Here is an 18,873-nt window from a genome sequence, read left to right as displayed (position 1 = left end):
CCGCTCCCCCCTCGATGCGGGTAGTGTATTTGGGAAATCTGATTCCCCCAAAGTTCTGCCACGGTTTTCACCGCTTCGGATTTGTCGTCCGGGAATCGCGCTTCAGCTTGCCGCCGCGACTAGCCGCGAGTAGGGGCCGCCCGCCGCGATCAGGTCCTGGTGCGGGCCGAGTTCGGTGATGGTGCCGCCCTCGACCACCGCGACCCGGTCCGCCGCCGCGGCCGTGTGCAGCCGGTGCGCGATCGCGATCACCGTGCGGCCTTCGAGCACCGCGTTCAGCGACCGTTCCAGCTCGCGCGCCGAACCGGTGTCCAGCAGCGACGTCGCCTCGTCCAGTACCAGCGTGTGCGGGTCGGCCAGGACGACCCTGGCCAGCGCCAGTTGCTGCGCGAGACCGGCCGGAACCGCGTACGCGCCCGAGCCGAGCTTGGTGTCCAGCCCGTCCGGCAGTCCGGCCGCCCACTCCTCGGCGCCGGCGGATGCGAGCGCGTCCAGCAGTTCCTCGTCGGTCCAGTCCCCGCCGCCGCGCCGGGCAGGCAGGGCCAGGTTTTCCCGCAGCGTCCCGGAAAACGTGTGGTGTTCCTGCGTCAGCAGCAGCACCTCGCCGCGCAGCACGTCGTCCGCGAGCGTCGACACCTCGGTGCCGCCGACCCGGATCGAACCCGCGGTCGGCGCCGAGATCCCGGCCAGCAGCCTGCCCAACGTCGACTTGCCCGCACCGGACGGTCCGACGATCGCCAGCCGTTCCCCTCGCGGCACGCTCAGGCTGATGCCGTGCAGCACCTCGCGGTCGGAGGTGTAGCCGAACCGGACGTCGCGCACCTCGATGTCGCGCCCGCGCGGCACGTCGGTGACCTTGTCCGCCGATTCGGCAGGCTGCACGCCGATGATCCGGCGCGTCGCGGCTATCGCGACCTGCAGATCCTCCAGCCAGAACAGCGCCTCGCTGAGCGGAGCGGTCATCGCCTGCGCGTACGCCAGCATCGTCGTGATCGTGCCGAGCCCGGCCCAGCCCTGGCTGTAGGCGAACAAGCCCAGCAGCAGGAGCGCCGCGATCGGCAGCACGTAGCTGATCTCGAGCGACGGGAGCCAGCGCATCTGCAGCGCCCGCATCCGGCGTTCGCCGAGCGTCGCCTGGTCGAGTGCGTGATGTCCGGCGCGGACCCGCCGTTCGGTGAGGCTGAGCGCCTCCGAGGTCCGCGCGCCCTCCACGGTCTCGTGGGTGGTCGACTGCAGGTCGCCCCAGCGGTCGAGCATCCACGCGAACGCGCTCGGGATCTTCCGCTGGTACCAGATGTTCACCGGCACCAGGATCGGGATCGCCACCAGCAGGGCCAGCGCGAGCAGCGGCGACGTCACGATCATCGCGATGGTGGTGAACAGCACCGTCACCGCGGCGATCAGGATTTCCGGCGCGGCGAACCGCACCGCGACGTCCAGCCGGTTGATGTCGCTGGTCGCCCGGCTGAGCAGGTCGCCGGTGCCGGCCGCCTCGACGGTGCCCAGCGGAAGGCCGAGCGCGTTCGTGACGAACCGTTCGCGGGTCTGCGCGAGCACCCGTTCGCCGAACATCCGGCCGCGCAGCCGCGCCGCCTTCCTCGCCCACGCCTGCAGCACGAGCACCGCCACGAACGCGACGGCCAGCAGATCGACCCGCAGCGTCGTGCCGTGCTCGACGACGCCGTCCACGAGCCTGCCGAGCAGCTGCGGCCCGGCCAGCCCGACCACGGTGGCCAGGCAGAACAGCCCGAGCATCACGGAAAACTCGCGCCGGTGCTCGACCGCCACGCGTTTCGCCCAGCGCCGCACTTCGCGTTTCGACGCCAGCGGGAGCCGCGTCGTCATACCGTCACTGCCTTTCCGTGCACGACCTCGTCGGCCACGTTCCTCCACAGTGGACTCTGGCTGAACACCACCGTGGTCCTGCCGGTCCGCAATTCCTTGGCGCGCTGGGTGATCCGGGCTTCGGTGTGCGCGTCGACCGCCGACGTCGGCTCGTCGAGCAGCAGCACGTCGGGGTCGATCGCCAGCGCGCGGGCGAGGCTCAACCGCTGCCGCTGCCCACCGGACACCTCGCGGCCGCGTTCGCCGATCAGCTCGTCAACGCCGCGCGGCAGGGCCTCGATGATGTCCTCGGCGTCCGCCGCGTGCAGCGCCGCGAAGATGTCGACCCCGCGCGGGTGCTCCGGAGTCAGCTGATCACGCAGCACCCCGGAAAACCACAGGTCCTGGTTGTGCGCGTACACCACCCGCCTGCGCAGTTCGGCGAGCGCGACGCGATCCGCGGGAACCCCGCCGACCAGCACCTGCTCGCCCTCGTCCGCGTCGGCGAACCGGCTCATCCGGGCGGCGATCGCCTCCGCCTCGGCACCAAGATCGACCACGGTCAGCTTGCCCGGCGCGATCCGGATGCCGCTGGCGGTGTCCACCAGTTCCAGCGGACCGTCCGGCAGCGGCAGCGGCGACACCGGCTCGGCGAGCTTCGGCCGCAGGGCCAGCAGCCCGCACACCTTGCGCGCCGCGACGAGGCCCGAGCTGAGCGAGCTGACCTGTTCGGTCGCCGTGGCGACCGGCACCACCAGGAACGCCGAAAGGCCGTAGAACGCCACCAGTTCGCCGACGCTGATCGTGCCGTCGAGCGCGAGCCGCGCGCCCAGCCAGGTGATCGCCACCGTGACCAGCCCCGGCAGCAGGACCTCCGCGCCTGCCAGCCAGGATTCGCTGCGCCCGACCTCGACGCCGGAGCGCCGCACCAGCTGGCTCGCGTCGCGGAACCGGGCGAGGAATCGCCGTTCGCCGCCGACGCCGCGCAGGATCCGCAGCCCGGACACGATGTCCGCGCCGAGTGCGTTCACCTCGCTCAGGTTCTCCCGCTGCGCGGTTTTCCGCTTCTGCAGCGGCGCGAGCAGCGGACCGATGCCGAGCACCGCGAGCGGCACGCCGACCAGCGCGACCGTGCCCAGCACCGGCGAGGTGCCGAGCATCGCGATCCCGATGACCACGAACGCCACGATCGAACCGAACGTGCGGCCGATGACCTCGAACGCGTTGCCGACCCAGTTCATGTCCGACGACGTGACCGCGACGACGTTGCCGGTGGTGGTGGCGTCGCGCAGGGACGCGCCGAGCCGGGTCGTGTGGTCGGTGACCAGGCGCTGGGTGGAGCCCGCGCCGTGGATCCACATGCCGTACGACGCGAAGTGCAGCCCGGTGCCGAGCAGCGCCTGCGTCACGCCGAGCACGCCCGCGAGCAGCGCCCAGCGCCACAGCGCGGACGAGTCGCCGTCGGCGATCGCCCCGACGCCCCGGCCGATCACCAGCGGCAGCAGGGCGCTCGGCAGCGACCAGCCGGCCCCGGTGACGATCGCGGCGAGGACGAGCCCCGGCCGTGCGCGCAGGACCGCCAGCAGATACCGGACCGGCGTCGGACGTTCCGGGAGCCGGATGTCGGGGAAGCGGTACGTGGCGGAAAGCACGATCATTGACGCTAAGCCGCCGGGAGGCTCCGGCGCGACTCATTTATGCCTGGTGCGAGCAGGCCGGGCGGCTGTGGGTGTGACCCGGCCGACACGTAGTCTTAAGGCCGTGGCGAACCCTGACACGGATACCGTGACCAGCACAGTTGACACCACCGCAGTGGCCGCGGCGACCCCGGAAATGAGCCAGCCGTACGTCGAACTCGGCCTCGCCGAAGACGAGTACGCGCGGATCCGGGAAATCCTCGGCCGCCGGCCCACCGACGCCGAGCTCGCGATGTACTCGGTGATGTGGAGCGAGCACTGCTCCTACAAGTCCTCGAAGAAGCATCTGCGCTACTTCGGCGAAACCGCCACCGACGAGATGAAGGCCAAGATGCTGGCCGGCATCGGCGAGAACGCGGGCGTCGTCGACATCGGCGACGGCTGGGCGGTCACCTTCAAGGTGGAAAGCCACAACCATCCGTCCTATGTGGAGCCGTACCAGGGCGCGGCCACCGGCGTCGGCGGCATCGTGCGCGACATCATGGCGATGGGCGCGCGGCCGCTCGCGGTGCAGGACGCGCTGCGCTTCGGCCCGGCCGACGCGCCGGACACCAAGCGCGTGCTCCCCGGCGTGGTCGCGGGCGTCGGCGGCTACGGCAACTGCCTCGGCCTGCCGAACATCGGCGGCGAGCTGGTCTTCGACCCCTCCTACGCGGGAAACCCGCTGGTCAACGCGCTGTGCGTCGGGGCGATGCGCACCGAGGACCTGCACCTGGCGTTCGCCTCCGGTTCGGGCAACAAGATCATCCTGTTCGGCGCGCGCACCGGTCTCGACGGCATCGGCGGCGTGTCCGTGCTCGCCAGCGACACGTTCTCCGGCGACGAATCCGCGTCCGGGCGGCGGAAGCTGCCCAGCGTGCAGGTCGGCGACCCGTTCACCGAGAAGGTGCTCATCGAGTGCTGTCTCGACCTGTTCCGCGAGAAGCTGGTCGTCGGCATCCAGGACCTCGGCGGGGCCGGGCTCTCCTGCGCCACGTCCGAGCTGGCCGCGGCCGGCGACGGCGGCATGCACATCTACCTCGACCGGGTTCCGTTGCGCGCCACCGGGATGACGCCCGCCGAGGTGCTCTCCAGCGAATCGCAGGAGCGCATGTGCGCGGTCGTCGCGCCGGAGAACGTCGACGCGTTCATGGCGGTCTGCGCCAAGTGGGACGTCATCGCCACCGACATCGGCGAGGTCACCGACGGCGAGCACCTCGTCATCACCTGGAACGACGAGATCGTGGTCGACGTGCCCGCGCACACCGTCGCGCACCAGGGCCCGGTGTACGACCGCCCGATCGAGCGCCCGGCGTTCCAGGACGGCCTCGTCGCCGACACCTCCGCGAAGCTCCCGCGCCCGTCGACGCCCGAGGAACTGCGCGCGGACTTCCTGAAGCTCATCGCGTCGCCGAACCAGGCGTCGAAGGAATGGGTGACCGCGCAGTACGACCGCTACGTGCGCGGCAATTCGGTGCTGTCCCAGCCGTCCGACTCCGGCATGATCCGGATCGACGAGGAGAGCAACCGCGGCGTCTCGGTGGCCACCGACTGCAACGCGAAGTTCGTCTACCTCGACCCGTACCGCGGCGCGCAGCTCGCGCTGGCCGAGGCGTACCGGAACGTCGCCACCGGCGGCGCGACCCCGGTCGCGGTGTCCGACTGCCTCAACTTCGGCGCCCCGACCGACCCGGGCGTGATGTGGCAGTTCGAGCAGGCCGTGCACGGGCTCGCCGACGCGTGCGTCGAGCTGGGCATCCCGGTCACCGGCGGCAACGTCAGCTTCTTCAACCAGACCGGCGACACGGCGATCCTGCCGACCCCGGTGATCGCGGTGCTCGGCGTGATCGACGACGTCACCCGCCGCATCCCCACCGGCATCGGCGCGGAAGCGGGCGAGACGCTGCTGCTGCTCGGCGACACCCACGACGAGCTGGACGGTTCGGCCTGGGCCCGCGAACTGCACGGGCACCTCGGCGGCGTCCCGCCCCGCGTGGACCTGGCCCGCGAGAAGCTGCTGGCCGACGTCCTGGTCGCCGGTTCGCGCGACGGCATGATCTCCGCCGCGCACGACCTCGCCGACGGCGGTCTGGCACAGGCGCTCACCGAGACTGTCCTCATTGGACAGTGCGGGGCCCGGGTGTTCCTCGACCGCGACCAGGACCCGTTCGTGCAGCTGTTCTCCGAGTCGTCCGGCCGCGTGCTGGTGGCGGTCCCGCGCACGGAAGAGCTGCGGTTCACCGAAATGTGCACCGCGCGCGGTCTGCCGTGGCGCAAGACCGGCGTCGTCGACCCGGATTCCGGAGCGCTGGAGATCCAGGGCGTCACCGAGTTCTCCCTTGAAGAACTGCGCGAGAACTGGGAGAAGACCCTTCCGGCGCTGTTCGACTGAGCCCTCGTGAGTGCCGGCGCGGACCGGCGCCGGCACTCACGAGCGGAAGGTGACCACCTCCGCCAGCTCTGCCCGGGGAATCTCCGGCCGGGGCTCATCGGGATCCGCGTACCCGATCGACATGCCGCAGCCGAGGACATATCCGGGCGGCGGCTCCGCGATCTCTGTGACGCTCCGGTGGTACCGGCCCCACGCGATCTGCGCGCAGCTGTCGAGCCCTTCCTTGCGCAGCAGCAGCATCACGGTCTGCAGGAACATCCCCGCGTCCAGCCATTGCGGCGGAAGCATCTGCTCGTTCAAGTAGCAGAAAAGCGCGACCGGAGCACCGAAGCAGTCCCAATTCCGGACCCGGACCCGCTCCCGGCCCGCGTAATCCTCCCGCGCGACCCCGACCGCGCCGTAGCGCAGCGCGCCCAGCTCCTCGATCCGCCGCGCGTACTGCTCGGGCAACACTTGCGGATAGGGCAGCACCTGAGGCGGATCGCCGGTGTCGCCGTCCGCGATGCGCTGCCCGACCAGGTATTTCAGCTCGGCCAGCTTCGCGCCGGTCAGGACGTAAATCCGCCACGGCTGCAGATTTCCCCCAGACGGGGCGCGCAAGGCTGTGGCGAGGACTCGGGTCAGGACTTCGCCGGGTACCGGCTTGCCGAGGAAGCCGCGGACAGACCGCCGGGAACGCACCGCTTCGTAGACGTCCACGGTTTCTTGATGCTACTCAGATCGGCGCCGCGACATAGCCGCCATTCTGCGGATCCAGCTTCCAGCCGTCCGGCAGCGCTGCCTCCACCGGGCCGGAGAACGCCGTCCCGTCGAAAAGTACTTCCTTCGCGAAGGTCGCGCCCTTGAAGGTGGTCGGACCGGCGAACGTGGTGTGGGAGAAATTGGCCCGTTCCGAGAATTCGGTACCGGAGAACCAGGCCCGGTCGAGAAAAGTCGCGTTGCGGCAACGGAAAACGCCCACCAGACGGCCGGGGCCCGTGCCCGCTGCGGTGAAATAAGCCTGCCCGGTGAAGACGGAACCGCTGAGATTCGTGCTGCTGTACAGCGAAGCGTGCCGCAGCAGCAGGCTGCCGATCCGGCGGCGGGAAAGATCGAAGTACTCCAGGACCGCGCCGGTCAGGTCGAGATCCGGACCCGGTCCGTCCACATCGGACGGTGGCAGCAGATCCCGGATCAGCCGTTGCGCGGTGAGCCGCACCTGCAGCTCGCGTTCCTGCTCCGGCGTAACTTCATCATTGTCATAGCGGCCATGCGTGAACGGCCGCCGCAGATAAGAACACAGCACGTCCAGCACGGTCTGCCGATACTCCGGCCGCGTCCGCGCCAGCCCGGCCAGCGCGTGCAACGCGCCGACCCGCACCTGATCGGCCTCGTGGCCCAGCAATTCGACCGACTTGGCGAACCGCTCGTCGGAGATCCGCTCGCGGTCGACGTCGTGCCGCTGCTGCTCGATCACCTGCCGCGCCTCCTCGACGCGGCGGCGGCGATCGTTGAGCCACAACGCGTACAGCGCCACGACCGCGCCACCGGCGAGACCGGCGGTTTTCAACGCTTCACTACGGCTTGTCGCGGGGTCGGCGAGCAACCAGCCACCGACCCCGCACAGCAGTGCCACGGACGCGATCAACGTCCACAGCAGCGGCGAGCGCACCGGGTCAGAACGCGAGGATCAGGTACAGCCCCACGCAGTAGCCGCCACTGCGGTTCATGATGACCATCGTGCCGCTGGCGTCCTTGCCCGACAGCTTGCCGGTGATCCGGGCGCTCGTCGTGGCGCTGCCCGCGGTGACCTTGCTCAGCGTGAGCTGCGGGTCGCCGCTGGTGGTCTCGTCGATGCTGCGCTTCGACATGCTCTCGGTGCCCTGGCAGGCCATCGCGGTCGCGCCCGCCGCGTCCTTGGCGTTGAGCTTCGCGAGGAAGTCGTCGATGACCTGCTTCGCCTCGCCCGACGCGCCGCCCGAATCGGGGTCGTCGCTCGAATCCGTGGACGGCGACGACGAGTCGCTCGGCAGCGGAGCCTCCGACGACTGCGACGGGGCCGGGGCGGGCGGCTGCGCCTGCGTGGTGCCCTTGTCGTCCTTGCTCAGGAAGAACCCCGGCGCGACGAACCCGGTGATGCCGAGCGCGACCACCACGACGACCGCGACGGCGATGCCGATCCACAGGCCGGTCTTGTTGTTCTTCGGCGGCTCGCCGCCCGGTCCGCCCGGGTATTGCCCCTGGTCCCAGCCCTGCTGCGGGAACTGCTGGGTGCCGCCGTACGGCTGCTGCTGGTACCCCGGGTACTGCTGCTGAGCGTTCGGGTCCCAACCCTGCTGCTGCTGGGCGTTCGGGTCCCAGGCCTGCTGTTGCTGGGGGTTCGGGTATCCGCCCGGCTGCTGGGCCTGGTTGGGGTCCCACCCCGGCTGCTGCGGCACCCCGCCCGAGCCGGGCTGCTGCCAGCCCTGGCCGTAGGGGTCCCCGCCCTGTCCGGGCTGCGGTGGGTAAGTCATGTCCGGTTCCGCCTTCCTGCTGCACCGACTCGCGCCGCGGTCTGACGCCCCGCCGGCCCAGGCGGTTCCGTCTCCGCCCCAGGTCTGCATTGTGCAAGGCGGGCAAAGCTCGCACAAAAGCGGCTCCCGGCCGCCCCGCCCGGCAGGAGGAGGGGAGAACCGGGAGCCGCGTCCGTGCGCGCCCTCAGGTCAGCCGTTGGCGAGTGCCTGCAGCCGGTCGTAGGCGCCGTTGAACGTGTCCTGGTCCAGCGGGCTCGAGGTGTATTGCCACACGGTGTAGTAGCCCCAGTTGTACGGAAGCGTTCCGGCCGAGGACGCGTACCGCGCGACCCACAGCGGCGCGGTGCTGGAGAAATCGCCGCTGACGCACTGGTTCCACCAGTTCGTCGACGTGTAGATCACCGGCCAGCGGCCCGTTTTCGCGTGATAGGTGTCGTGGAAGTCCTTGATCCACGCCGTCATCGACGCCTTGCTCAGCCCGTAACAGGTCGCGCCGTAGGGGTTGTACTCCATGTCCAGCGCGCCGGGCAGCGTCTTGCCGTCCCCTGACCAGCCGCCGCCGTGCGCGACGAAGTAGGTCGCCTGCGCCGCGCCGCTCGAGGTGTTCGGGGTGGCGAAGTGGTAGGCGCCGCGGATGAAGCCCTGGTTGTAGGAACCGTTGTACTGCTGGGCGAAGTACGGGTTCGTGTAGCTCGTGCTCTCGGTCGCCTTGGTCCAGACGAATCGCTTGCCCTGGCCCCACCAGTTGGCCCAGTTGACGTTGCCCTGATAGCTGGCGACGTCCATGCCCGCGACGGTGGCCGCCACCTGGTTCGGCAGAGCGGCGGCGGGTTGCGGTTGCTGTGCGGCGGCTTTCGTCTCGGGAGTGGAGTGATCCCCCTCGACGCGCCGGATCTGCGACCCCATGGTGTGGTTGTTCGCCTGGATGTCGGCGTTGACGGAGTTGATCTCCCGCGCCGAAAGCGGGGAAGCCGCCGGGGCGGCCGTCGCCTCGGTCGAAGCGCCGAGCAGGAGCGCGACAACCGGGACGGTCAGAGCGGAAAGCAGCGCGCCGCGCCGCCCTCTTCGGGAAGTGGACATCGTCGATCCCTTCACAGATACCCTCGCGGAGGGCGGCTATGTGCAGGTAGCCGCCACGGGGGAGATTCTTGAGGACGAATCGTCGTTTGTCATCAAGTTCCGTGAAGATGAATGGGCGAGTGGGTGATTTTCATCGAGCGGTGATGACTAATTCGTGACCGCGTCACGAACGTTCACCCGAATGCCAGATTGCGCAGGGCTGACTGGGTTCCGTTGAGCCAGTTCTGGTCGCCGGGCAGGGCGCCGCTGTTCGAGAACTGCCAGATGGCGTGCTGTCCCCAGCCCGCGGGGAGTTCGCCGATGAAGGAGTTGTAGCGCGCGATCCAGAGCGGATTCCCTCCGAAAGAAGGGTTGTTTCCGGTGCAGCGTTTCCACCAGCTGGTCGACGTATAGATCGTCGGCAGCCGTCCGGTGCGGGCGCGATAGGTGTCGGAGAACGCGCGGACCCACGCGACCATCCCGTTCGCGTCCTTGCCGTAACACGTTTCGCCGTAGGGGTTGTATTCCATGTCGAGTGCGCCGGGCAGCGTCTTGCCGTCGGCCGACCAGCCGCCGCCGTGCGCGAGGAAGTAGTTGGCCTGCGCGGCGCCGTCGGACACGTCCGGGCGCGCGAAGTGGTAGGCGCCGCGGACGATCCCGGCTTGGTAGGAACCGTTGTACTGCTGGGCGAACTGCCCGCTGACGAACCCGGTGCCCTCGGTCGCTTTCACGTACACGAACTTCGCGCCCGCTCCCGCCGCGGCGGGCCAGTCGACCGGGCCCTGGTGTCCGCTGACGTCGTGGCCGAGGTACTGGTCCTGTGTCGTGTACGAGATGTTCGGCGCTCCCAGAACGCCTTCGTGCTTCACGATTTGCGAACCGGCGTAGTTGTCCGCGGCCCCGGCGTAGCTCGGCGCCGCCTGCGCCGTTTCGCACAGGGACGTGCCGGTGATCCCGGCGAAGAGAACCGCGCTCCAGCGCAGCAGCAGATGACGCTTCACCCAGGGCTCCTCACCGGACGCGTGTACTCCTACTGCGTCACGATGCCCGGGCGAGCGGGTTTCGGCGAATCATGATCACTCGGCAGTGTGGTCTGCCCAGGTCAGCGCCGTTCTTCGGCCAGCGCCTTCATCAGGTGCTCGGCCGGCACGACGGCGGTGATCAGGTCGTGCGGGTTGACCGCGAGCGGATGTCCGGCGAGCAGCCCGACGATGTCGCGGCCGAGCACCGCGCGGGCGTGCGGCCATTCGCGCGGCACCAGCGACTTCGACGTGTACGCCGGGACCATGACCCGTCCGTCGGCGTTGTGGAAGCCGATCACCGTGCGCTGCACCGGGGACAGGGCGTAGACCAGCAGCGTCGAATCGAGGATGACGCGCGGCAGGTCCTCGGCGGGCCGGTGTTCGGTCCGGACCATTTGCAGCAGCCGCTCGAGTTCGTTGCGCGGCTCGGGAAAACCGAGCGCCTTCGGCGAGGGCCGGTACCGGTCGTTGGGGTGGAAGTCCTCGACGACCTCGCCCGTCCCGTTCACCGGATACGCGCCGACGACCGCCCACGACGGCACCGGACCGCGGGCGTCGAAGGCCTCGTCGATGACATACAGCCAGCTGTTCGGGTTCGTCCGCGCGTTGGCCCGCATCTCGGGAGTGATCTCGGGTTTTCCCTGCGGCCCGCGGCGGGGGTACGCGTTCCGGCGCGCGCGTTTGCCCGCCGGGGTCCGGGAAACCATCCGATCTGCCTCGTCCCGCTGCGCCATCGCCGTCCCTCGGTGCCGGGTGCCTGAAAGTCCGTCCGCGGCCACTCTACTGTTGTCGCATGGCCTCTTCGCGTTCGGTCGATCCCGCTCAGTTACGAGCGGCGGTGCTGGCCGTTTCGGACTGGTTGCGTGGTTCCGGACCGGATCCGGCCCGCGCCGAGCTCGCCGCCGCGGTGCGCGCGACCCTGCGGACGCTCGCGCAGGACGCGCCGGGGCACACGGTCGAGGTCCGGGTGCCGCCATACGCCGCGGTGCAGTGCATCGAGGGCCCGAGGCACACCCGCGGCACGCCGCCCAACGTCGTCGAGACCGACCCGCGGACGTGGCTCGAACTGGCCACCGGCCTCCTGGACTGGGACGACGCGCTCGGCGCCGCCCGGGTGTCCGCCTCGGGCAGCCGCGCGGACCTCGCGCACTGGCTCCCGGTCGTGCGAATCTGATTTTCCGCGGCGATTGTTCTCTCAGGAGTGTCTTCTGAGGCACACACTCCGTAGAATCGCCTGAGCCGAGGCCTGTGCCACGCTGTCCGGGGCAGCGCCTTGCGTGTACTTTGGGTAGTCGGATTTCGATTCCCGTGACGAACGAGCGGCGATGGAAGGGCCCTGGTCATGAACGCGGTAGGCGTGTCCGCCGGCGAGCAGAGCCTCGGCCCGACAGCGCGCCGGATGATCCTCGGCTCGCAGCTTCGCCGGTTGCGCGAGGAAGCCGGGATCACGCGCCAGCAGGCGGGCTACAACATCCGCGGTTCGGAATCCAAGATCTCTCGGCTGGAACTCGGCCGTGTCGGCTTCAAGGAACGCGACGTCGCCGACCTGCTCACCATGTACGGCGTCTCCGACGAGGAGGAGCGCAAAGCGTTCCTCGACATGGTCAAGCAGTCGAACGAAGCGGGCTGGTGGCGCAAGTTCGGGGAGACGGTGCCCGGCTGGTTCACCGATCTCGTCGGCCTTGAGGAAGCGGCGTCCCGGATCCAGATCTGGGAGCCGCTGTTCGTGTCGGGCCTGCTGCAGATCGAGCCCTACGCGCGAGCGATCTTCAGCCACGGCCGCCCGGAAATGGCCGACGAACGCGTGGACCAGCTGGTGGCCCTGCGCATGCGGCGGCAGAAGATGCTGGCCCGCCCGGACGCGCCGCGCATCTGGGCGGTGCTCGACGAATCGGTGCTGTACCGGCCGATCGGCGGACCGAAGGTGTTCCGGCAGCAGCTGGAGTACCTGCTCGAGGTCACCACGCTGCCGCACGTGTCGGTGCAGATCCTGCCGTACTGCCGAAGCGGTTTGTCGGCCGAGCACGCGTTCTCGCTGCTGCGCTTCGCCGAGGCGGAACTGCCGAACATCGTCTACGTCGAGTACCTGACCGGCGCGCACTACCTGGACAAGCGCGACGAGATCGAGAAGTACGGCCGCGCATTGGACCTGCTGGCCGTCGACGCGGAGACCCCGGAACGCAGCCGGGCCCGCATCGCCAAGCGCAAGGCCGAGATCTAGGCACTCTGCTCTTCCTCGTGCCTGGGGATCGCCTCGGCACGAGGAAGCTGTCGCGGGTCGCGGGCGCGGTTGGGCCGGTGCGAACGTACGTGAGGGGAACCCTGAGGGAATCAGATTCCCTCAGGGTGGCCCTCATGTGCGTCGGTGGGAGCGGTGATCCGGCCGCACACCGGATCTACTGAGAAAACCCCCAATAGGGAACGCCCACCCCATTCTCATCACCGAGCGTGCATAAGTCCGGAAACTGCCTTCCACTGACCCGGTCGCACTCTTCCTATCGCCGCTCCGGTCGTCACGGTAAGTGTTCCGTATTCACCCGCTGCACCCGGCGGCGGCGAGTCACGAACGCGGTGCGTTATCAGGCTGCCAATATCGTGACCCGGGGTAATAATTAGCCCGTTCGGGTAGTGCTCGAATCACCTATCTGGGAACTTCTACTGAACCGTGTCGTCACGCAGTGAGAAATTTGCAGAAAATTCTGCACGTGCATTTACCGCTGCATGCGCGCGTGCTAGCGTCGAAGTCACAGGCAGATGCACATGCAGATTCCTGAGCTTTTCATCGTCCTTCCCGGAAGGTGGCATCATGGCTGAGCGGTTCGAGAACGGTATTCCGGCCGACCGTCTGACCGGCGCCCAGTGGCGCAAGGCGAGCTACAGCGGTGCGGTGGGCAACTGCGTCGAAGTAGCCCCGCTGACCTCGGGCGAGATCGCGATGCGGAACTCCCGTTTCCCGGAGGGCCCGGCGCTCGTCTACACGCGCGCGGAGATGGCCGCCTTCCTCGCCGGCGCGAAGGACGGCGAATTCGACGATGTCCTCGGCTGAGGCCGCCGTCGTGGGCTCCGCCTTCGACATCGAGCAGGGCCTGCAGCGACTCATCGCCCGCGGCTACCAGTTCGTCCACCCGACGGACGGAGCGGGCGAAGTGCAGGCCGTGGTCGGAGTGCGAGTGCACGACAACGTGGTGGACGTCGTCCGGCTGAACGCCGAAGACGACGTCGAGGCCACGCGCCTCCCTGGCAGCGAGCAGAACATCTTCGCCCCGGCGTCCACCCTGTGGCGCTCGCGCGGCGAAGCAAGCCAGGTGCTGGGCGAAGTACTGGCCCTCCCCGAGCGCCAGCCGGCCCCCGCCGCGGCAGCCTCCGCGAACGGCTGCTGGGTCCCGGGCCGAGGCGGCCGCTCGAAGTGGCTGGCCGCCCGCTGATCCACCCTCCGCGCTGTCCCCATCGGTGCCCCTGATTTCAGGCCCCGTACGAAGTGGCCCAATCCACTTCGTGCGGGGCCTGGCTCATTTCCGGCCCGTGCTGGTCGGTCAGACGCCTTCGATGATCCGGAAGTCGCGCTCGACGGCGTCGCCGAGGGTCGCCAGCGCTTCCCGGTACGCCTCGCTCTCGTAAGCCGCGACGGCTTCTTCGAAGCTGTCGAACTCGATCAGCACGACGCGCTCCGGGATTCCGGACTCGTGGACGACGACTCGGCTGCCGCCGCGGGAGAGCACCCGACCGCCCGCGGCCTGGACCGCGGCGGCGGCCAGCTTGTTGTAGGCGGCCAGCCTCTCCGGGTCGGAAATGACGCGGTAGACGCTGACCCAGTAGCCCTTGGCCACGGAAACCTCCTGTGTTCGGCCGGACGTGTCCGACCGTGGGGATGCATAAAGGATTAATATAAATAGTCTATGCTTCTCGGATGAGCCGTCAAGACGCGACTCGCGGCGCTGCGATCGGGTCGGCCCTCTACGAGCTGGCCACCAGGGCCGCGAGACGCCTTCCGCGCGACCTCAGCGTCACGTCCGCCGCCACCCTGGCCACCCTGCACCGGTGCGGCCCGCGACGGATCACCGATCTGGCCGTGGCCGAGGGGGTCACCCAGCCCGCGATGACTGTCCTGGTCCGCGCGATGGAGGAGTCCGGGCTGGTCGAGCGGAGGGGCGACGCGTCCGACAAGCGGGTCACGCTGGTGTCGCTGACCAAGGCTGGCGAGGCGTACGTCCAGGCGCGCCGTCGGGCGGGCATCGACGCGTACGCGCGGTTGATCGACGAACTCGCCGACGACGAGGTCGAGGCCCTGACGGCGGCGCTTCCGGCGCTGGCGCACCTGGCAGAGCTCGAAAGCCGGAGCCGAGAAGGGTCGAAGCGCCCACTCCAGTCCAAGACCACTGGCCTGAACTGAGAGCACTGCTCCGGAAATCCTCCCCCGTAGTGGGCAGAACCACGCCGCGGACCGGCCCCCCACCTCATCCACCCCTTACACTTGGACTCGGCCCGCCCACGTCTTCCTGGGAGCTTCCCGGTGGTTTCCGACCCCTCCGCCAGTACTGATCGACCCGAAGATCAACCCGAACCGGAACCCCGTGAGGAGTGCGGCGTCTTCGGCGTCTGGGCTCCCGGGGAAGAAGTCGCCAAGCTCACCTACTACGGTCTCTACGCCCTGCAGCACCGCGGGCAGGAGGCAGCGGGCATCTCCGTCTCGGACGGCTCGCAGATCGTGGTCTTCAAGGACCTCGGGCTCGTCAGCCAGGTCTTCGACGAGCAGGTCCTGCAGTCCCTGCAGGGGCACATCGCCGTCGGGCACTGCCGGTACTCCACGACCGGGGCCACGATCTGGGAGAACGCCCAGCCGATCTTCCGCACCACCGACACCGGCAGCGGCTTGTCCTTCGCGCACAACGGCAACCTGGTCAACACCGCCGAACTGCGCGATCGCACGGTCGCCGCGGGGCTGAAGCCGCACGCCGGGCTCACCGGGTCCTCCAGCGACTCCGACCTCGTCTGCGGGCTGCTCGCCGCGAACGCCGCGGACAAGGGCATCGAGGCCGCCGCGCTGGACCTGCTGCCGACCCTCAAGGGCGCGTTCTGCCTGGTCTTCGCCGACGAGAACACCCTGTACGCGGCCCGCGACCCGCACGGCGTGCACCCGCTGGTGCTCGGTCGGCTGGAGCGCGGCTGGGTCGTGGCGAGCGAGACCGCCGCGCTCGACATCTGCGGCGCGTCCTTCGTGCGCGAGGTCGAGCCGGGCGAGCTGATCGCCATCGACGCCGAGGGGCTGCGTTCGTCGCGGTTCGCGAACCCGGAGCCCAAGGGCTGCGTCTTCGAGTACGTCTACCTCGCCCGTCCGGACACGTCGATCGCCGGCCGCAGCGTGCACGCCACGCGCGTCGAGATCGGCCGCAAGCTGGCCGCCGAGCATCCGGTCGACGCCGACCTCGTGATGCCGGTGCCGGAGTCCGGCACCCCGGCCGCGATCGGGTACGCGCAGGGCTCCGGCCTGCCGTACGGCACCGGTCTGGTCAAGAACGCCTACGTCGGGCGCACCTTCATCCAGCCGTCGCAGACCATCCGGCAGCTTGGCATCCGGCTGAAGCTGAACCCGCTGCGCGACGTCATCCGCGGCAAGCGCCTGGTCGTGGTGGACGACTCGATCGTCCGCGGCAACACTCAGCGCGCGCTCGTGCGGATGCTGCGCGAGGCGGGCGCGCTCGAGGTGCATGTGCGGATCGCGTCGCCGCCGGTGCGGTGGCCGTGCTTCTACGGCATCGACTTCGCGTCGCGGGCCGAACTCGTCGCGAACGGCGTCGACCTCGACGGCATCCGCCGTTCGATCGGAGCCGATTCGCTCGGCTACATTTCGCTGGACGGCCTGGTCGCGGCGTCGGAGCAGCCGAAGTCGCGGCTGTGCACGGCCTGCTTCTCCGGCGAGTACCCGATTCCGCTGCCCGAGGACGCGCTCATCGGCAAGCACCTGCTCGAGAGCATGGACGCCGCCGGTGGCGCGGCGACTCCCGTCAGCGCCGCCGGGTACGGTGCCGAAGACGCCGTCCGGCGTCCGTGAACCAAGCATGTCCAGTAGGGAGTCCGCTTCCGTGAGCGAGTCCACGAGCGCCACGTACGCAGCCGCCGGGGTCAGCATCGACGCCGGTGACCAGGCCGTCGAGCTGCTCAAGCCACACGCTGAGCGGGCGACGAGGCCCGAGGTGCGCGGCGGGGTCGGCGGTTTCGCCGGGCTCTTCTCGCTCAAGCTCGACAAGTGGAAAGAGCCGATCCTCGCGTCGTCCACCGACGGCGTCGGCACCAAGATCGCGGTCGCGCAGGCGCTCGACAAGCACGACACGGTCGGCATCGACCTGGTCGCGATGGTCGTCGACGACCTGGTCGTCACCGGGGCCGAGCCGCTGTTCCTCCAGGATTACATCGCGGTCGGCAAGGTCGTGCCGGAGAAGATCGCGGCGCTGGTCGGCGGCATCGCCGAGGGCTGTGTCCAGGCGGGCTGCGCGCTGCTCGGCGGCGAGACGGCCGAGCACCCCGGTCTGATGGGCGAGCACGACTACGACCTGTCGGCCACCGGCGTCGGCGCGGTCGAGGCGTCCGCGCTGCTCTCGCCGGAGAAGGTCCGCCCCGGTGACGTCGTCATCGCGATGGGCTCGTCCGGTCTGCACTCCAACGGCTACTCGCTGGCCCGGCACGTGCTGCTGGACATCGCGCGGATGCCGCTGGACGGGCACGTCGAGGAGTTCGGCCGCACCCTCGGCGAGGAACTGCTCGAGCCCACCAAGATCTACGCGAAGGACTGCCTCGCGCTGGTCGCCGAGACCGAGGTGCGCACGTTCGCGCACATCACCGGCGGCGGTCTCGAGGCCAACCTCGCGCGCGTGATGCCGCGCGGCCTCGTCGCCAAGCTCGAACGCGGCACGTGGACGCCCGCTCCGGTGTTCGCGCTGATCGGGCAGCGCGGCAAGGTCGAGCGCGCGGAGCTGGAGAAGACGTTCAACATGGGCGTCGGCATGGTCGCGATCGTGTCCGCCGAGGACGTTGACCGGGCGCTGGCGGTGCTCACCGCGCGGCACGTGCCCGCGTGGATCCTCGGCGACATCCAGCCCGCCGAAGACCCGGACGGCCCGCGCGCGGTGCTGTCCGGCGACCACCCGCGGTTCTGAAAGCCGCTTGCCTCGTCTTGAGACACTGAGGACATGGCGGAGGACGTACGCGTCGGCGCCCGGTTCGTGATCCCGGGTGCCGAACTGCGAGAGCGCTTCTCCCGATCCTCGGGACCGGGCGGACAAGGCGTGAACACGACGGACTCGCGCGTCGAGCTGTCGTTCGACGTCGCGGGCTCCGCCGTGATCCCGCCCGCGCTGAAGGAACGCATCACCGCCCGCCTCGGCACGCGCCTGGTCGGCGGAGTGCTCACCATCGCGGCCAGCGAATACCGCTCCCAGCTGATGAACCGCGACGCGGCCCGGGAGCGGCTCGCCGAGGTGCTGGCGAAGGCATCCGCGCCGCCGCCGGCCAAACGACGTCCCACCAAGCCGTCGCGAGGCTCGAAGGAACGCCGCCTGGCTGCGAAGAAACGCCGCAGCGACGTAAAACGCGGCCGCGGCGGGCGGTACGACGACTAGCTCAGCGACAGGTGCACGCACTCACCGGCGACCTGGTACCCAGCGCGCCGGTACACCGTCCCGATCCCCACATCGCCCGGCGTGAGGAATGCTGTCCGCGCACCGCGTTCGTGGGTTAAGCGGGTGAGGTGCGCGGTGATCGCCGCCGCGATGCCTTGGCCTCGGTGTTCTGCGGCTACGGCGATGCCGACGATTTCCGTTGCGCCGGAGACGATGTCCAACGCGATTCCGCCGCCCACAATGGTTTCGCCGTGTTCGGCCAGGACGGTCAGGTAGTCGCGGTTGCGTTCGACATCGGCGTCCGACACGTCGGGCGACTCGCCGAAGGCGACGTTCTGCACGGACCGCAGGCGGCGGAATTCGTCGTCGGACGACGGTTCGCGCAGCTGAATGTGTTCTGGCGCAACGCAATCGACGAGATCTTCGGTGGCGCAGGTCATCACCGGCACGCGTCGTTCCAGCGTGAATCCGGCGGCGACGAGCGCTGTCTCGGCGTTGGGAGCGGCGTCGGTGAAGAACTCCAGCCGGGGCAGGAGATTTCGTTGCCGGTAAGCGGAAATCAGGAGAGCGATCTCGGCGGACGAAGGGTTCGCGCCGTCGTCGGGGATGGCGTAGTTCGCCATCGGATGAGAGCTGTCCTTGGCGAAAGTCGCCAGGAACGGGCCGATTCGCTCGGTTTCGCGGCCGATCGGTGCGGTCGCGCGGACGTATGCCTGAAGGGCGGACATCTCTGGTGGAAGCCTTTCGCGAAGAAGGAATGCGCGGGCAGCACAACAACTGGCAACCCCACGCCGG

Annotated in this window: 20 protein-coding genes; 10 read left to right on the top strand and 10 right to left on the bottom strand. The window is 69.4% G+C overall.

Annotation, left to right across the window (positions count from 1 at the left end):
• Positions 1-102: 102 nt before the first annotated feature.
• Positions 103-1,845 (bottom strand): ABC transporter ATP-binding protein, encoded by a 1,743-nt coding sequence (locus EIZ45_RS05975; RefSeq protein ID WP_134662134.1) that lies wholly within the window; start codon positions 1,843-1,845, stop codon positions 103-105.
• Positions 1,842-3,476 carry an ABC transporter ATP-binding protein gene (locus EIZ45_RS05970; RefSeq protein WP_167753951.1) on the bottom strand — a complete coding sequence of 545 codons (1,635 nt, stop codon included), beginning with the start codon at positions 3,474-3,476 and terminating at the stop codon, positions 1,842-1,844. The genes EIZ45_RS05975 and EIZ45_RS05970 overlap by 4 nt, the downstream gene beginning before the upstream one ends.
• Positions 3,477-3,609: 133 nt before the next feature.
• On the opposite strand from EIZ45_RS05970, the gene purL reads away from it, so the two are divergent.
• Positions 3,610-5,892, top strand: coding sequence for a phosphoribosylformylglycinamidine synthase subunit PurL (gene purL, locus EIZ45_RS05965; protein ID WP_134662178.1), 2,283 nt, complete (start codon positions 3,610-3,612; stop codon positions 5,890-5,892).
• 36 nt (positions 5,893-5,928) lie between these two features.
• Here purL and EIZ45_RS05960 read toward each other — a convergent pair whose 3' ends face one another.
• The 4 genes from EIZ45_RS05960 to EIZ45_RS05945 form a co-directional block, all read right to left on the bottom strand.
• The gene (locus EIZ45_RS05960; protein ID WP_134662132.1) at positions 5,929-6,591 is read right to left on the bottom strand and encodes a nitroreductase; all 663 of its coding nucleotides are present in this window, start codon (positions 6,589-6,591) and stop codon (positions 5,929-5,931) included.
• A gap of 16 nt (positions 6,592-6,607) precedes the next feature.
• Positions 6,608-7,543 carry a pentapeptide repeat-containing protein gene (locus EIZ45_RS05955; protein WP_134662131.1) on the bottom strand — a complete coding sequence of 312 codons (936 nt, stop codon included), beginning with the start codon at positions 7,541-7,543 and terminating at the stop codon, positions 6,608-6,610.
• Positions 7,544-7,547: 4 nt separating this feature from the next.
• Complete coding sequence (locus tag EIZ45_RS05950; protein ID WP_134662130.1) at positions 7,548-8,384, bottom strand: hypothetical protein; 837 nt, start codon at positions 8,382-8,384, stop codon at positions 7,548-7,550.
• A 189-nt stretch (positions 8,385-8,573) separates the two neighbouring features.
• The gene (locus tag EIZ45_RS05945) at positions 8,574-9,464 is read right to left on the bottom strand and encodes a lysozyme (RefSeq protein WP_134727630.1); all 891 of its coding nucleotides are present in this window, start codon (positions 9,462-9,464) and stop codon (positions 8,574-8,576) included.
• Between EIZ45_RS05945 and EIZ45_RS47325 the strand changes: the two genes are divergently transcribed.
• A complete protein-coding gene (locus EIZ45_RS47325) occupies positions 9,457-9,591 on the top strand; it encodes a hypothetical protein (RefSeq protein WP_255443103.1) in 135 nt (44 codons plus the stop codon). The two genes, EIZ45_RS05945 and EIZ45_RS47325, sit on opposite strands and share 8 nt — an antisense overlap.
• A gap of 46 nt (positions 9,592-9,637) precedes the next feature.
• On the opposite strand, the gene EIZ45_RS05940 is transcribed toward EIZ45_RS47325, so the two are convergent.
• Positions 9,638-10,426, bottom strand: coding sequence for a lysozyme (locus EIZ45_RS05940; protein ID WP_370318122.1), 789 nt, complete (start codon positions 10,424-10,426; stop codon positions 9,638-9,640).
• A 119-nt stretch (positions 10,427-10,545) separates the two neighbouring features.
• Entirely contained in the window at positions 10,546-11,199 is a 654-nt protein-coding gene (locus EIZ45_RS05935; RefSeq protein ID WP_037808668.1) for a type VII secretion system-associated protein, read from the bottom strand.
• Between the two features lie 59 nt (positions 11,200-11,258).
• On the opposite strand from EIZ45_RS05935, the gene EIZ45_RS05930 reads away from it, so the two are divergent.
• The 4 genes from EIZ45_RS05930 (at position 11,259) to EIZ45_RS05915 (ending at position 13,890) form a co-directional block, all read left to right on the top strand.
• The gene (locus tag EIZ45_RS05930) at positions 11,259-11,639 is read left to right on the top strand and encodes a sterol carrier family protein (protein WP_106961382.1); all 381 of its coding nucleotides are present in this window, start codon (positions 11,259-11,261) and stop codon (positions 11,637-11,639) included.
• A gap of 168 nt (positions 11,640-11,807) precedes the next feature.
• On the top strand, positions 11,808-12,686 hold the full coding sequence (locus EIZ45_RS05925; protein WP_037354011.1) for a helix-turn-helix transcriptional regulator: 879 nt from the start codon (positions 11,808-11,810) through the stop codon (positions 12,684-12,686).
• A gap of 585 nt (positions 12,687-13,271) precedes the next feature.
• Entirely contained in the window at positions 13,272-13,511 is a 240-nt protein-coding gene (locus EIZ45_RS05920) for a DUF397 domain-containing protein (protein ID WP_020664000.1), read from the top strand.
• Positions 13,498-13,890 carry a hypothetical protein gene (locus EIZ45_RS05915; protein WP_037808664.1) on the top strand — a complete coding sequence of 131 codons (393 nt, stop codon included), beginning with the start codon at positions 13,498-13,500 and terminating at the stop codon, positions 13,888-13,890. Before EIZ45_RS05920 ends, EIZ45_RS05915 begins: the two co-directional genes overlap by 14 nt.
• 108 nt (positions 13,891-13,998) lie before the next feature.
• Here the strand turns inward: EIZ45_RS05915 and EIZ45_RS05910 are convergent, their stop codons facing one another.
• Positions 13,999-14,292, bottom strand: coding sequence for a DUF1330 domain-containing protein (locus EIZ45_RS05910; protein ID WP_134662128.1), 294 nt, complete (start codon positions 14,290-14,292; stop codon positions 13,999-14,001).
• Between the two features lie 80 nt (positions 14,293-14,372).
• Here EIZ45_RS05910 and EIZ45_RS05905 point away from each other — a divergent pair, with 80 nt between their 5' ends.
• The 4 genes from EIZ45_RS05905 to arfB all read left to right on the top strand — a co-directional run bounded on the left by EIZ45_RS05905 (position 14,373) and on the right by arfB (position 18,078).
• Positions 14,373-14,855 carry a MarR family winged helix-turn-helix transcriptional regulator gene (locus tag EIZ45_RS05905; RefSeq protein WP_134662127.1) on the top strand — a complete coding sequence of 161 codons (483 nt, stop codon included), beginning with the start codon at positions 14,373-14,375 and terminating at the stop codon, positions 14,853-14,855.
• Positions 14,856-14,975: 120 nt separating this feature from the next.
• Complete coding sequence (gene purF, locus EIZ45_RS05900) at positions 14,976-16,514, top strand: amidophosphoribosyltransferase (RefSeq protein WP_037808661.1); 1,539 nt, start codon at positions 14,976-14,978, stop codon at positions 16,512-16,514.
• Positions 16,515-16,545: 31 nt separating this feature from the next.
• On the top strand, positions 16,546-17,616 hold the full coding sequence (purM, locus tag EIZ45_RS05895; protein WP_037808659.1) for a phosphoribosylformylglycinamidine cyclo-ligase: 1,071 nt from the start codon (positions 16,546-16,548) through the stop codon (positions 17,614-17,616).
• A gap of 33 nt (positions 17,617-17,649) precedes the next feature.
• Positions 17,650-18,078: an alternative ribosome rescue aminoacyl-tRNA hydrolase ArfB gene (arfB, locus tag EIZ45_RS05890; protein WP_037808657.1), complete on the top strand. Its 429-nt coding sequence runs from the start codon at positions 17,650-17,652 to the stop codon at positions 18,076-18,078.
• Here the strand turns inward: arfB and EIZ45_RS05885 are convergent.
• On the bottom strand, positions 18,075-18,806 hold the full coding sequence (locus EIZ45_RS05885) for a GNAT family N-acetyltransferase (RefSeq protein ID WP_134662126.1): 732 nt from the start codon (positions 18,804-18,806) through the stop codon (positions 18,075-18,077). The genes arfB and EIZ45_RS05885 overlap by 4 nt on opposite strands.
• Positions 18,807-18,873 lie beyond the last annotated feature (67 nt).

Origin of the sequence: Amycolatopsis sp. CFH S0740 (genome assembly GCF_004522315.1) — a bacterium.
Taxonomy (GTDB): domain Bacteria; phylum Actinomycetota; class Actinomycetes; order Mycobacteriales; family Pseudonocardiaceae; genus Amycolatopsis; species Amycolatopsis nivea.
The sequence above is the reverse complement of the archived record's forward strand: the minus strand, read 5'-3'. Positions and strand labels throughout refer to the sequence as shown.

Excerpts from the sequence above, each read along its gene's own strand:
- arfB (WP_037808657.1), top strand. The coding sequence starts at position 17,650 with ATGGCGGAGGACGTACGCGTCGGCGCCCGGTTCGTGATCCCGGGTGCC.
- EIZ45_RS05885 (WP_134662126.1), bottom strand. The coding sequence starts at position 18,806 with ATGTCCGCCCTTCAGGCATACGTCCGCGCGACCGCACCGATCGGCCGC.
- EIZ45_RS05905 (WP_134662127.1), top strand. The coding sequence starts at position 14,373 with ATGAGCCGTCAAGACGCGACTCGCGGCGCTGCGATCGGGTCGGCCCTC.
- EIZ45_RS05950 (WP_134662130.1), bottom strand. The coding sequence starts at position 8,384 with ATGACTTACCCACCGCAGCCCGGACAGGGCGGGGACCCCTACGGCCAG.
- EIZ45_RS05915 (WP_037808664.1), top strand. The coding sequence starts at position 13,498 with ATGTCCTCGGCTGAGGCCGCCGTCGTGGGCTCCGCCTTCGACATCGAG.
- EIZ45_RS05945 (WP_134727630.1), bottom strand. The coding sequence starts at position 9,464 with ATGTCCACTTCCCGAAGAGGGCGGCGCGGCGCGCTGCTTTCCGCTCTG.
- EIZ45_RS05930 (WP_106961382.1), top strand. The coding sequence starts at position 11,259 with ATGGCCTCTTCGCGTTCGGTCGATCCCGCTCAGTTACGAGCGGCGGTG.
- EIZ45_RS05925 (WP_037354011.1), top strand. The coding sequence starts at position 11,808 with ATGAACGCGGTAGGCGTGTCCGCCGGCGAGCAGAGCCTCGGCCCGACA.
- EIZ45_RS05920 (WP_020664000.1), top strand. The coding sequence starts at position 13,272 with ATGGCTGAGCGGTTCGAGAACGGTATTCCGGCCGACCGTCTGACCGGC.
- EIZ45_RS05935 (WP_037808668.1), bottom strand. The coding sequence starts at position 11,199 with ATGGCGCAGCGGGACGAGGCAGATCGGATGGTTTCCCGGACCCCGGCG.
- EIZ45_RS05975 (WP_134662134.1), bottom strand. The coding sequence starts at position 1,845 with ATGACGACGCGGCTCCCGCTGGCGTCGAAACGCGAAGTGCGGCGCTGG.